The sequence below is a fragment of the Faecalibacterium sp. An58 genome, from assembly GCF_002161515.1.
GTDB classification, from domain to species: Bacteria; Bacillota; Clostridia; order Oscillospirales; family Ruminococcaceae; genus Faecalibacterium; species Faecalibacterium avium.
Genome location: NZ_NFHX01000002.1, coordinates 63470 through 76049, shown reverse-complemented (window position 1 = coordinate 76049; position 12580 = coordinate 63470). Strand labels below are relative to the sequence as shown.

Sequence of the window (12580 nt, the reverse complement as noted above, 5' to 3'; positions counted from 1 at the left end):
TTCAGTCCCCGGTGTTCTCCGTGTCCTCAAGGGACCGCTCATACTGTTCCTGCTCCTCGACGGCGGCCTCCCAGGCGGCAAACAGTTCCTCCTGATGGAAGCGCAGATCCTCCAGCTCGTCGCTTTTCTGGCGCAGCAGCTGGGGATCGTTGTACACCTCAGGGGAGTTGATCTCGTTGTCCAGCTCCACTTCCCGGGCGCCGCACCTTTCCATTTCCTCCTCGCAGGCCTTGATCTTGGCCCGCAGTTCGGCCCGGCGGCGGCGCTGTTCCTTGCCATAGCCGGCCTTTGCGGCAGCGTCGCTTTTTTCCGCTGCCGGCGCGGCAGGAGCCGACCGTCCCATCAGCGCATCGTAGCTGGGATAGATGGACGCCTTGCCGTCCTCCAGATAGAGGATGGGACAGGCCAGGCTATTCATCAGATGCCGGTCATGGGTGACCAGCAGCAGAGTACCGGTATAGGCCATCAGCGCCTCGGTGAGATTTTCACGGGTGTAGATGTCCAGGTGGTTGGTGGGCTCGTCCAGAAACAGGAGGTTGGGGCGCTCCAGCACGATCTCCGCAAAGCGGAGCCGGGCCAGTTCGCCGCCCGACAGGGAGCTGCAGTCCTTGAACACCGTCTCCCCGCGGAAACCCAGCCGCGCCAGATGGCTGCGCACTTCCAGTTCGGTCATCTGGGGGTATTTGTCCCAGATGGCGTCGATCACCCGGCCGGCGCCGACCCGGTGCTGCTGCTGTTCAAAAATGCTGGGACGTGCCCCGGTGCCAAGCCGCACCATCCCGCCCGAGGGGCGGCGCTTGCCGTCCAGCACCTGCATCAGGGTGGACTTGCCGGCGCCGTTGGGGCCGGCGATCACCAGCCGCTGCCCCCGGCAGACGGTGTGGGTAAAGGGCTCCAGCAGGACCCGGCCCCCCACGCTGATGGTCAGGTTTTTCATGATGACCAGTTCGTTCCAGGGCTCGATGTCATACTCAAACCGGAAGCTGAGCTTATTCGTCTCATCTTTGGGCGCCTCGGTGATCTCCAGCTTTTCCAGCTGTTTGCGCCGGCTCTGGGCCATCTTGGTGGTGGAAGCCCGCACAAGGTTCCGGTCGATGTAGTCCTGCAGCTTTTCAGCCAGCGCCACATCGGCGTCGTGCTGCTTCTGCCGCAGGGCGTCGGCCGCCTCCTTCTGGGGCAGATAGGCCGAAAAGTTGCCCTTGTAGACGGTCATGGTCTGGCCCGACACTTCCCAGATCCTGGTACAGACGTTGTCCAGGAAGTAGCGGTCGTGGCTGACCACCAGCACCGCGCCAGAATAGGTCTTGAGATAATTTTCCAGCCACTCCATGGTGGTGAAGTCCAGGTGGTTGGTGGGCTCGTCCAGGATCAGGATATCGGGCTTTTCCAGCAGCAGCTTGGCGATGCGCAGCCGGGTCAGCTCACCCCCCGAAAGCACCCCCACGCCCTTCTCCCAGGTATCCTGGGGGAAGCCCATGCCGCTGAGCACCTTCTTGATGTTCACATCCATGTTGTAGCCGTCGGCGGCATCCACCACCGCCTGCAGCGCAGCGTGCTGCTCCAGCAGGGCCGGGTCGGCAGGATGGGCCGCCATTTTTTTCTCCACCACCTGCATCTGTGCCATTGCATCCAGCACCGGTGCAAAGGTAGAGCGCATCTCCCCGTATACGTCCAGGGTCACGTCCAGCTTGGCGTTCTGGGCCAGATACCCCAGGGTGACCCCGTGGGTCAGGCTGAACTCGCCGGCATAATCGGTATATTCACCGGTCAGGATCTTGAGCAGCGTGGTCTTGCCTGCACCGTTCTGGCCCACGATGCCGATGCGGTCCTCCCGCTCGACGCTGGCCGTTACGTTTTGCAGCACCACTTTCTCCCCAAAGCTCTTGCCGATCTGTTCCAGGTTCATCAACATATTCTTTTCCCCACACTGTATTCATGGCCGGGGCAGCTCGGTTCAGACCTGATGCCGCCGGTTCTTCTGGCCCACGCGGGCCAGCTCGTCCGGTTCCATCACGATCTGGTACAGCTGCTCCAGCTGGTCGATCTCATAGGTCGGGTTCACCTGGCCCGGGTTCTCCGCATGATCCCGGTTGAGCCAGCAGGTATCCAGACCGGCGTTGATGCCGCCCTGGATGTCGCTGGTCAGGCTGTCCCCCACCACCAGCACGTGCTCCCGGTTCTCAACGCCCAGGGTGCGCAGCGCGGTGTCGAAGATCTTGCGGTTGGGCTTTTCGCTGTCCAGCCGCTCGGACACAAAGACATCTTCCATGTAGGCGGCGATGCCCGATTCCTTCACCCGGCGGCTCTGGACCCGGTCAAAGCCGTTGGTCACGATGGCCATGGTGGCCACCTCGGCCAGCTCATGCAGCACATCCAGCACATTGCCCGCCATCAGGTCCGGGTGGCTGGACAGCTGGTTCAGGTAATAGCGGTTCATCTCCGCACCGTTGCCCGAAACCCCGATCTCCTTCAAAAACCGGGTGAAGCGCTCGTTCACCAGCTTCTCCCGGCGGATCTGGCCTTTTTCCAGCTGCCGCCACAGGGCCTCATTGATCTCGCGGTACTTATGCACCGTCTCGTTGGACGGCTCGATGTGATACTGGACCAGCGTTTCAGCCAGGGCCTTGCTCTCGGCGGCATCAAAGTCCAGCAGAGTGTTGTCTGCGTCAAACAAAATGCAATAGTATTTTGCCATGGTCCTTCCCTTTCCCTCAACGTATACAAGACAAAGCCAGCCCCGCCCGTGCAGAGCTGGCCCTGTCCTTCATTCTTTTGGATCTGTGCCGCTGCCGGCGGGGCGCGGCGCGCTTTCCGGATGGCTGTCTGCCATCCAGCCTTTCTCTTCCAGAGGTCCGGGCCCTCCGGTGATCTCCCAGTCCATGTCGTAGTAATCGACGCTGCCATTGGTCACGTCGCCTGCGCCTGGCAGGGAGAGGGTGTATTCATGCATTTCAGGAACATGCATCGCTCTCTCCTCCTCTCTTTCCAGCTTATGCAGTCGGCGGGAGAAGGTTCCCTCGTCAGTCGCCTGTGCCGTAGATGGTATCCATCAGAGAGTCCAGCGCCTGGCCTCTGCCTGTTTCCTCGCTGGAAGAGCTGGAGGAGGAGGCTGGCGCCTCACTGGAAGAGCTGCTCGGACGGGAGCTGGAAGAGCTGCCCGAAGCAGAGGAACTGCCCGAAGAAGCGGGACGGCTGCTGGAGGAGTTGCTGGCACTGGAGGAACTGCCCGAAGAACTGGAGGAGCTTCCCGAAGAGCTGCCGGAAGAGGACGGCCTGCTGCTGGAAGATCCAGAGCTGGGACGGCTTGTGGAAGCCGAGCTGCTGGACGAAGCCGAAACTTCCTGCGAACCGTCCTCCGAAGAAGCGCCGGACGAACTGACGGCAGAGCTGGAAGATCCGGAAGCGCTCTCACTGGAAGAACTCTCCGAGGAACTGGAAGAGCTGGAGGAACCGGAGGAAACTCCGCCCTCAAAAGAGACGGTCAAGGTATTGCTGACCACCTGGCTGCCGTTGTAGCTGACCGTCGCGTAGACCGTATAGGTCTGATTGGCCAGGATGGGGTCCACGATAAAGGTGATGGAGGTCCTGCCGGCCGCGTCCCTGGACTCCACGCCGTTGACATACCAGCGCAGGTTCTCGGCATTTGCATACTGGCCGCTGAGCTTGGCACGGAAGGTATAGTTCATCCCCAGGATGCCGCTGCCCTCGCCGGTGATCTCCACAGAGGCCCGGGAGAAAACAGCGGTCACATCCAGATTCTGTTTGAAGCCGCTGTCGGTACGGGTCGGGGTGGTGACACCGTCGCTCCAGTTGACGAAGAAGTAGCCCTCCGCAGGCACCGCCGTCACGGTGACCGAATCGTCCGCCGTGACGTCAAAGCTGAGGGAGGTCTCGCCCGACACATCCCCGCTGGTCAGGGTACCGCCGGTCTGGTCGATGCGGTAGCGGGCCTGGAAGGTCTCGCCGGCCTCTGCCTGCGAAGAACTGGGCGCTACGGGGTCGCTGGGGTTGCTGGTGTACTCCAGGGTACGGGTGGGGATGTTGCTGGTATCCGGGCGGCGGTCTTCTGTCTCATAGGCATGCGTGGTCAGATAGTTCAGCACTGCCTTGAGGCCGCTGCTCTTGAGATGGATGTCCCCGTCGATAAAATAATCGCTCAGTCCAAAACCGCTGGAGGGATCCTTGAGCACCTCGGCGCTGTTGAGGAACTTGACCCCCAGATTCTCGCACATGGTCAGCAGGGCCATGTTGAAGTCGTCGATCTTTTCCTGGGAAGTGTCCGGGTAGTTGGAGTGGTTCTCCGGCACCGGCGGAACGGTATTGACGATGATATCGGTGTAGGGATAGCTGGCCTGGATGCTCTGAACAAACTGGGTGTAGTAGTTGATGAAGGTATCCACATCCATCCCGTTGTCGTTGGTGCCCAGGGTGATGACCACCCGGCGGGGCTTCATCATGGCCACCGCCTCCGCCATGGTATAACGCTGATCGGTGCCTTTGAAGGTGACCAGCTGCTCCGAAATGGCGCTCTGGATGCCGATGCCTTCCTTGGCGCAGAACTGCTGCAGCGAGATCAGGCCGTTGTTGTACAGGCGCACCGTGTTGGAATCGCCCAGAAACAGGGTGTCGTTGAGATAGGCTTCCCCTGCGTCGGCGGTCTCGGTCAACAGGGCGGCCGACTGGGTGTCCACCTGGTAATGGGTCGCCAGGTCGCTGGGCTCCTCAACCTGGGTGACCGTGCTGGAAGCACCGCTGCCCTTGGTGGCCAGCAGCACATAGGTGACGCTGGCCGTGATCAAAATAGCCAGAGCACAGATGGCGCACACCAGCACCGCCTGCTTCTGGATCGGTGTCATTGACTGTGAATTTCGACTCATGCTATCTTCCCCATCTCTCCGTCAAAGCGGCGCCCCCAGCAGGAGGTCCGCCAGTTGTTGGCAGCTTTCGGCATACAGTCTGGGCTTGAAGGGCGCCAGCTCTTCCCGGCTGCCATAGCCATAGAGCACCGCCGCCGCGTCCAAACCGCAGGCCGCCGCGCCCCTCATGTCATCGTGCCGGTCCCCGACCATCAGGACCCGTTTGCCCTGCAGCAGAGGCTGGTCCAGCACATACTGGATCACTTCCGTCTTGGTATCCCGGCTTTTGTCCATCGAGGCGCCGGCGATCAGGTCGAACCAGGGCGCCAGTCCCTGTTCCTCCAAAATGGGAGTCACCACCTGCGTGGGCTTGGATGTGGCCGTACACAGGATCAGCCCTGCGTCCTTCAAACGGCGCAGCATTTCTGCCGCGCCGGGATAGGGCTTGCACATATGGCAGCCCCGGACCGCATAACTGTCGCGGTAAAGGTCGGTGGCGCGCTCGATCCAGGCCTCGTCTGTGGAATACTCACCGAAGGTCCTGCGCAGGGGCGGCCCCACATAGCGCATCAGATCCACGCCCGAGATGTCTGTGCCCATCTTGCAAAAGACTTCCCGCAAGGTGGAAAGGATGCCCGGGGCCGAATCCAGCAACGTCCCGTCCACATCAAACAGGACAGCATCGTAAGATAACAAACGGCGCTCCTCCTTTATTGCATAGATATACAGTAGGTAGTATAGCACAATTTGCCCCGGGGGGCAATTCCAAGCGTATGATTTAACGAATTTTCCATTTTTACCCTGATTCGCCTCCAAAATCCGCCTGTTTACACGCCTTCAAGCAACACAAAGCGCCCGTCCCAGCACATGGGGCGGGCACTTGCGGCGCCAAGCGGGCGGTCAGCCGGCAGGGTTGCCACCGTCGGCAATGCCGCTGTTGCCCGTATAGGGCAGGTTGTTGGTGACGAACTCCAGCTTATCCTTGAGCACCAGGCCAAGATTTGCAGCGGCGTGGATCATGTTGGCAGCCGAATCGTTCAGCTCCAGCAGCCGGTTCAGGTCCATGCCCTCCATGGTGAAGGATGTGACCATCTTCTGGCTCTCGGCGTTGAGGATTCCGCTCAGGGCCATCTCCTGCATGGCGATGCCCTCCAGCAGATCCAAAACGACCTGGTCCATCGAGGCGGCCTGGCTGCCGGGATACGGGGCGGTCGGGGTGGTGTTCATAGGCGGGTACCCTTCCTTTCCTCTCGTGGGATACGTCAATCTATGCCGCCCGCCGCCCGGATGTGCGTCACCGGCCGTTCCTTTCCTTCTCCTGGACGCGCTCAATGATGGCCTGGTAGCCTCCCGAGCCGTACTGGATGCAGCGGTTGATCCGGCTGATGGTGGCGGTGCTGATCTCGGCAGACTTGACGATCTGCTCATAGGTCTTGCCCTGCAGCAGCAGCTTGGCGGCTTCCAGCCGCTGGGACATATCGGCGATCTCTTTCACCGTGCACAGGTCATCGAAAAACTGATAGCATTCCTCCCGCGTCTCGAGGCTGAGGATGGCGTCAAAGAGCGCGTCGGTCATAGCGTTGTGTCTGGGGTTCTTTTCAAACATAAATGCCTCCTGTACTTCCTGGCGGGTGGTTACCTATCCACTTTAGCACCTAAAAGCGCGAAAGTCAAGAGGCATTTTCCTCTTTTCTGCTCCAGGTCTGCTCCAGGCAAAAAGAACGCGGCATCCCACCGGACGCCGCGCTCTTCTTAACAAGTCAGACTTTGCTGGGCAAAGAGCTTACTTCACCATGCTGGCCACTTCGGATGCGAAGTCGTCGGCACGCTTCTCCAGGCCCTCGCCCTTCTGGAAGCGGGCAAACTTGACGATCTTGATATCGCCGCCCAGCTCCTTGGCAACCTTGGCGGTGTACTGAGCCACGGTCAGGTCGCTGTCCTTGACGAACTCCTGGTCTACCAGGCAGTTCTCCTTGTAGTACTTCTTCATCTTGCCCTCGATCATCTTGGCCTTGACTGCCTCGGGCTTGTTGGCAGTCTTGGGATCGCTGGACATCTGCACCAGCATGATCTCCTTCTCCTTGGCGACGACCTCGGCGGGGACGCTGGCCTCATCCAGATAGCTGGGGTTGGCAGCGGCGATCTGCATGGCGATATCCTTGCCGTAAGTGGTGAACTCAGGCTTTGCAGCGATCTCGTCGGAGGTCTCGAAGTTGACCAGGACGGCATGGGTGCCGCCGCCGTGCACGTAAGCGGCGCAGGGGCCCTCGTAGCGGACGAAACGGCGGACCTTGATGTTCTCCTTGATGACCAGGATCAGCTGCTTGAGCGCATCATCCACGGTGCTGTCGCCCATCTTGCAGTTCATCAGAGCATCCACATCGGCGGGGTTCTGCTGCATGATGACCTTGGCGGCTTCCTTGACGAACTCAACGAACTTCTCGTTCTTGGCGACGAAGTCAGTTTCGGCGTTGACCTCGATGACCACGCCCACCTTGCAGGCGGAGCAGTAATCGGCGTAGACCATACCCTCGGCAGCCACACGGCTGGCCTTCTTGGCGGCAGTGGCCAGGCCGCGCTCGCGCAGCAGCTCGACAGCCTTGGCGAAATCGCCCTCAGCGTCGGTCAGTGCCTTCTTGCACTCCATCATGCCGCAGTCGGTCTGCTTGCGCAGCTCCATAACGTCCTTTGCAGAAATAGCCATTTTAATCCTCTCCTATTCTATCGTTGGGTATCGGGCGGAGAACTCAGGCGTTGGCTGCTTCCTCAGCGGGGACAGCTTCCTGGTTGCCCTGCTTGCCCTCCAGCACAGCGTCAGCCATGGCGCCGGCGATCAGCTTGACAGCGCGGATGGCGTCGTCATTGCCGGGGATGACCCAGTCGATCTCATCGGGGTTGCAGTTGGTATCCACGATGGCGATGATGGGGATGTGCAGCTTGCGGGCCTCGGACACGGCGATGCGCTCCTTGTGGGGATCAACGATGAACAGGGCCTTGGGCAGGGTCTTCATGTTCTTCACGCCGCCCAGGTACTTGTCCAGCTTCTCCATCTCCAGCTCCAGCTTGGCAACTTCCTTCTTGGGCAGCAGCTCGAAGGTGCCGTTCTCCTGCATCTTCTTCAGCTGCTCCATGCGGTCGATGCGCTTGCGGATGGTGCGGAAGTTGGTCAGCATGCCGCCCAGCCACCGGGCGTTGACATAGTGCATGCCGCAGCGGGTAGCCTCGTCGCGGATGGACTCCTGAGCCTGCTTCTTGGTGCCCACGAACAGGATCTCGCCGCCCTCGGCTGCGACTTCCTTCACGTAGTTGTAAGCCTCATCCAGCTTCTTGACGGTCTTCTGCAGGTCGATGATATAGATGCCGTTGCGCTCGGTGAAGATATACTTCGCCATCTTGGGGTTCCAGCGGCGGGTCTGATGACCGAAGTGCACGCCTGCTTCGAGAAGCTGCTTCATAGAAATGACTGCCATGATTGTTACCTCCAAATTGTTTTTACCTCCGCACACCGTGATCCGCACCGCCCGCATGGTACAGGCGTGCAGACTGCTCTCCACCCCCGCAGGGGCACAAAAGAGCATAGTGATGCGTGTGTGATGTTTCTTCGGCGCATCCGGCCGCCCATTTTGAGCCAGGTCGGACACACCCTTGTTATAATACCACAGCCGCAGCCCGGATGCAAGACCGATTTTTACTTTCCGGGGCGGTTTTTATCCTTCTTCGTCGAAGTCCAGGCCCATACGCTGTGCGGCGTATCCGTCCCCGAACATCAGGTCGTATTGCAGCAGCCAGTGGTCCTGCCGCCAGGTCTCCTGACGGGCCGTCAGGCTGCCGGCCATCGACCCGTCCCAGTTGACCGCCACCCCGCCGGTGAAACTGCGGTATCCATAGCGCAGCTGCCGGTTGAGATACTGGAAGTAGAGGGGCTGCTCCAGACCGAAAATGTCCATCATCACCGGCGACACCTCATAGGCTGCAATGGTGCCCAGGTCCACCGGGATGCTACTGTAATTGGACCACATCAGCAGGGTGGTCTGGTGCAGGGCCGGATCGGCGCTGTTGGCGCTGGCATAGCCGGTGGCAGTGTAGACGTCGTAGCTTGAATCGATGGGATTGTAGTGATCTCCCCAAAAGACCAGGATCACCGGTTCTTCCACCTGGGAAAAGTAACTGACCAGCTGTCCCAGCAGCGCGTCGGCATCCCGGACACCGGTGGCGAAGTCCTCCAGAGCGCCGATGGTGCTCTGGGACAGCCCAGCCGGGGAGCTGGTGATGTGCACCCGCCGTTCGTCGGGATAGTTGGCCGCGTTGTAGTTGGTGTGGTTCTGCATGGTCACCGCATGCAGAAAGACCGGCGCGTCCGACTGCGCCTTCAGCGCCTCGTATTCCTGGATGATCTGCTGGCCCATCGACGCATCGGTGACCAGCCCGCCGGCCCAGTAATAGTCCCGCACCTTGTCCACCCCGTGCATATCCTCCAGACTGATGAAATCATCAAAGCCCAGGTTGGGATAGGCGGTGTTCCGGCTCCAGTACTTGGCATAGTAGCAGTGGACCGCCGCCGTCTGGTAGCCCTTGCTCCTGAGGTAGGAGGGCAGGGCGAACATGGGGCGTGTCACGTGCTGCTGATAGGGTTTGCAGCCCGAGGGCAGAAAGCCCACCGAATGGCCGGTCAGCGCCTCAAATTCCACATCGCAGGTCCCGCCCCCGAAGCTGGGGCTGTACACCCTGCCATAGGCGCTGGTTTGCTGCAGAGCGTGGAGGTTGGGCGAGATATCGGTGTCAAAGGTGACGCCATACTGCTCCAGCTGGCTGACATCCCAATAGGATTCGTCCATCACATAGATGATGGTGGGCGTTTTGTGGATCTCCCTGGGGTCTGTCACCGCCCCGTAGCTTTCCGAGAAGTTGGGGCCGGTCTCAAACCGGCCGGCCGCCTCCACCTGATCCAGGACAGCGTCCACCGCCTCCTGGGAATACCCCTCCGGCTGGTCGATCTCCAGGTTGGTGAGGTTTGTCATAAAGCCGGTGATGACCCCATACCAGCGGTAGTAGCGGTCCTGCATCCATGCGTCGGAGTAGATGCCCAGCCGCTGGGTCACCGCAGGCTGCAGGTAAACGCCGAACACCAGCCCCAGAAGCGCGGCGATGGCCGCAGCAATGGCCGCCAGCCGCATGGGCACCGGCAGGCGGGGCCGCCTGTGGTACAGCACAAACGAGAGCGCCAGCAGGATGAGCAGCAGTACGATGGACCAGACCATGCTGGTCTGGATCTTGAGACCCGCAGCGGAAGCCACCCCTGCCGCCTCTTTGATCTGGGTCAAGTCCCAGGGGAGGAACGGTTCTCCCCGCAGCTGCAAGGTGTAAAAGTTGACCGCAGCCGGCACCAGGCCCGCCGCCCCCGCCGCCAAAGTAGCCAGGGGGGCCAGCCGGGTGAGGGTATCGGCCGCGATCCAGATCAAAAGCAGGAACAGCCAGGACAGCAGATAGGATTCGATGTGCGGGTGGATGTATTCGGCCCAGGTCTCCCCTGTCAGCTCACCCCGGGCCACCCATTCGGTCAAAATCAGCAGCACCAGGGTCGCCGCCGCAGGGAACAGGCCCCGGGCCAGCTGGACGGCCAGGGAGGCCGCCTTCTGTCTAGGATTCATTGCAGTTCACTTCCTGTTTCTAGGGTTGGTCGTATCCCCCGCCGGGACAGATACGCTTTTTATTATAGCGCGATTTGACATAAAGTCTACCTGTTTTACTGTGAAAATTTACACGCTGACCGGCCTGTTTGCCGCGCAGGCTCCCGCAGGGTCAGCCCTGCCCCAGCAGCCTGCCCAACAGACCCGGCTTTTTCACCTCCTGTGCGTTTTCCTCGGGCAGAGGGGTGTTGACCAGAATGGCATTGGCCCCGATCTTCTGGATCTCGTCCCAGTCGATCACCAGGGACTCTCCCCTGCCCAGCAGGCCGAACAGTTTGGGCCTGCCCAGCATCAGCAGTTTTTCCACCCGGGCGCTCTTGTCGTCGATGACCAGATCGTCGATCTTGCCCAGGCACTGCCCTTCATCTACCTGCACGACTTCTTTTTTGCTCAGTTCACGAAATGTCATACCATGCTCCCCCTTCCCGCCTGCGGAGACCCCGCAAGAAAAACCAGTGGAAATCCCTGGTCCCGATGTGTTATACTATGCAGTACGAAGTAAAATGTGTATTGCGCCCGGTCCCGCCGGGCTTGATGGAGAGCATCGTATGTATAAGAACGTTATTTTCGATCTGGGCGGCGTGATGGTGGATTTTGCGCCCAAGGATTTTCTGCTGGAGCGGTTCTGCAACACGGCCGTCGAAGAAAAAGTCTACCGCCTGACCTTTGGCAGCAAGACCTGGCAGCAGCTGGACGCAGGGCTGTGCACCCGCAGCGAGGGCAATCACGCTATGCTGACCGCCGCCCAGGCCGAGCACTGTGTATTCGAGGTCCAGGAAGTGCTGGAGAACTGGACCAGCATCCTGCATCTGCGCCGCCGGATGGTGGAGCTGGTGCGCCGGCTGAAAAACCACGGCTACTGCGTATACTATCTCAGCAACATTCCCGAAGACACCCTGGACCTTTTGATGAGCCGCGGTCTGGAAGGGGTCTTTGACGGAGGGGTCGCCTCCTGCCATGTGCACATCAACAAGCCTGACCCCCGCATCTACAAATGTCTGCTGGACCAGTATGGCCTGAATGCCAGTGAATGCATTTTCATCGATGACAGCCGGGCCAATGTCCAGACTGCCTTCCAGCTGGGGATGAACAGCATCCAGATGAAAGACAGCGTGGACACCCTGGTGCGCAGCCTGGCCACCTGCAATGTGACCCTGCGCTGACAGCCCAAAGGAAAGCTCCCCTGCCGTCGGCCCATAACAGGCTGGCAGCGGGGGAGCTTTTTTGCAGGAGTTACGATCCGCAGGCGTTACTTTTTCTCGTAGCTCTGGCAGAAGTGCGGGTTGTCCATCTGCTGGGTGCCGCAGGTGCAGTGCTCGGTCACCTTGATCTGGGGCAGATTGCACTTGCAGCAGTCCACATTATAGCGGCACTCGCTGACATCACAGATAACACCTTTGTTCTCCATCGTTTATCACCTCTCTTTGCAAGCAGTATGCCCGCAAAGAAAGGCGCTTATACACAAGCCGCACTTCTGGTTTTTACCAGGCGGCCAGGGCGGCGCCCAGTTTGCGGCAGTCAGCCTGCGCGTCCTCGTCGGGGGCCTCGTTGCAGATCAGGCCCTCCTCACTGTACAGGACGGCGCCGTCGCTCTTGGCCCGCTCGCACCAGTCCCGCATCCACTGGCCGTCGCCCCAGCCATACGAGCCGAACAGGGCCACCTTCCTGCCGTTCAGCGCCCCCTCCACAGAGGAGAACATGGGCTCAAACTCCCCCTCCTCCAGCTGTTCCGCCCCCATGGCCGGGCAGCCGAAGGCCACCACGTCATAGCCCGACAGCACATCGGGCGTCACATCGGCGCAGCTGAGGAGGGTAGCGCTGGCGCCTGCGCCCTCCGCAATGCAGTTGGCCATGGTCTCGGTGTTGCCGGTGGAGCTCCAGTATACGATTGCAACCTTGTTCATGCGATGTAACCTTCTTTCTGAATGTTGATGGGGAACAAAGTTAGTTATAACTAATTTCGATCCCCTGAAAATGCGCTGGACTTCCAGCGCAGCAGCAAGTGGTTAGTTATTTATAACCAGCATCAACATGATA

The 12580-nt window shown here is 60.2% G+C and carries 14 protein-coding genes; 1 reads left to right on the top strand and 13 read right to left on the bottom strand.

The genetic code is table 11. From position 1 onward, the window contains the following. Position 1 precedes the first annotated feature (1 nt). From B5G12_RS02770 to B5G12_RS02720, 11 genes are all read right to left on the bottom strand, one after another. Entirely contained in the window at positions 2 to 1912 is a 1911-nt protein-coding gene (locus tag B5G12_RS02770) for an ABC-F family ATP-binding cassette domain-containing protein (protein WP_087323652.1), read from the bottom strand. 42 nt (positions 1913 to 1954) lie between these two features. Beyond that, positions 1955 to 2695 carry a YjjG family noncanonical pyrimidine nucleotidase gene (locus B5G12_RS02765; protein ID WP_087323650.1) on the bottom strand — a complete coding sequence of 247 codons (741 nt, stop codon included), beginning with the start codon at positions 2693 to 2695 and terminating at the stop codon, positions 1955 to 1957. A gap of 69 nt (positions 2696 to 2764) precedes the next feature. Then, positions 2765 to 2965: a hypothetical protein gene (locus tag B5G12_RS02760; protein WP_087228524.1), complete on the bottom strand. Its 201-nt coding sequence runs from the start codon at positions 2963 to 2965 to the stop codon at positions 2765 to 2767. 55 nt (positions 2966 to 3020) lie between these two features. Further along, on the bottom strand, positions 3021 to 4877 hold the full coding sequence (locus B5G12_RS02755; RefSeq protein WP_087323647.1) for an SGNH/GDSL hydrolase family protein: 1857 nt from the start codon (positions 4875 to 4877) through the stop codon (positions 3021 to 3023). A 21-nt stretch (positions 4878 to 4898) separates the two neighbouring features. Then, entirely contained in the window at positions 4899 to 5552 is a 654-nt protein-coding gene (locus B5G12_RS02750; protein WP_242955902.1) for an HAD-IA family hydrolase, read from the bottom strand. A gap of 204 nt (positions 5553 to 5756) precedes the next feature. After that, a complete protein-coding gene (locus B5G12_RS02745) occupies positions 5757 to 6083 on the bottom strand; it encodes an alpha-helical endospore appendage domain-containing protein (protein ID WP_087228520.1) in 327 nt (108 codons plus the stop codon). A 67-nt stretch (positions 6084 to 6150) separates the two neighbouring features. Next, positions 6151 to 6462: a YerC/YecD family TrpR-related protein gene (locus B5G12_RS02740; RefSeq protein WP_087323646.1), complete on the bottom strand. Its 312-nt coding sequence runs from the start codon at positions 6460 to 6462 to the stop codon at positions 6151 to 6153. 177 nt (positions 6463 to 6639) lie between these two features. Then, on the bottom strand, positions 6640 to 7560 hold the full coding sequence (gene tsf / locus B5G12_RS02735; protein WP_087323644.1) for a translation elongation factor Ts: 921 nt from the start codon (positions 7558 to 7560) through the stop codon (positions 6640 to 6642). 43 nt (positions 7561 to 7603) lie between these two features. Further along, positions 7604 to 8326 (bottom strand): 30S ribosomal protein S2, encoded by a 723-nt coding sequence (rpsB, locus tag B5G12_RS02730; protein WP_087228514.1) that lies wholly within the window; start codon positions 8324 to 8326, stop codon positions 7604 to 7606. 237 nt (positions 8327 to 8563) lie between these two features. Further along, positions 8564 to 10504: an LTA synthase family protein gene (locus B5G12_RS02725; protein WP_087323642.1), complete on the bottom strand. Its 1941-nt coding sequence runs from the start codon at positions 10502 to 10504 to the stop codon at positions 8564 to 8566. 151 nt (positions 10505 to 10655) lie between these two features. Then, on the bottom strand, positions 10656 to 10952 hold the full coding sequence (locus B5G12_RS02720; protein ID WP_087323640.1) for a YlmC/YmxH family sporulation protein: 297 nt from the start codon (positions 10950 to 10952) through the stop codon (positions 10656 to 10658). A 139-nt stretch (positions 10953 to 11091) separates the two neighbouring features. On the opposite strand from B5G12_RS02720, the gene B5G12_RS02715 reads away from it, so the two are divergent. After that, positions 11092 to 11706: an HAD family hydrolase gene (locus tag B5G12_RS02715; protein ID WP_087228507.1), complete on the top strand. Its 615-nt coding sequence runs from the start codon at positions 11092 to 11094 to the stop codon at positions 11704 to 11706. Between the two features lie 86 nt (positions 11707 to 11792). Here the strand turns inward: B5G12_RS02715 and B5G12_RS02710 are convergent, their stop codons facing one another. Together B5G12_RS02710 and B5G12_RS02705 are read right to left on the bottom strand one after the other, a co-directional pair. Next, positions 11793 to 11951: a DUF1540 domain-containing protein gene (locus tag B5G12_RS02710; RefSeq protein WP_087228505.1), complete on the bottom strand. Its 159-nt coding sequence runs from the start codon at positions 11949 to 11951 to the stop codon at positions 11793 to 11795. Between the two features lie 73 nt (positions 11952 to 12024). Continuing rightward, positions 12025 to 12447 (bottom strand): flavodoxin, encoded by a 423-nt coding sequence (locus B5G12_RS02705; protein ID WP_087323638.1) that lies wholly within the window; start codon positions 12445 to 12447, stop codon positions 12025 to 12027. Between the last annotated feature and the right edge of the window lie 133 nt (positions 12448 to 12580).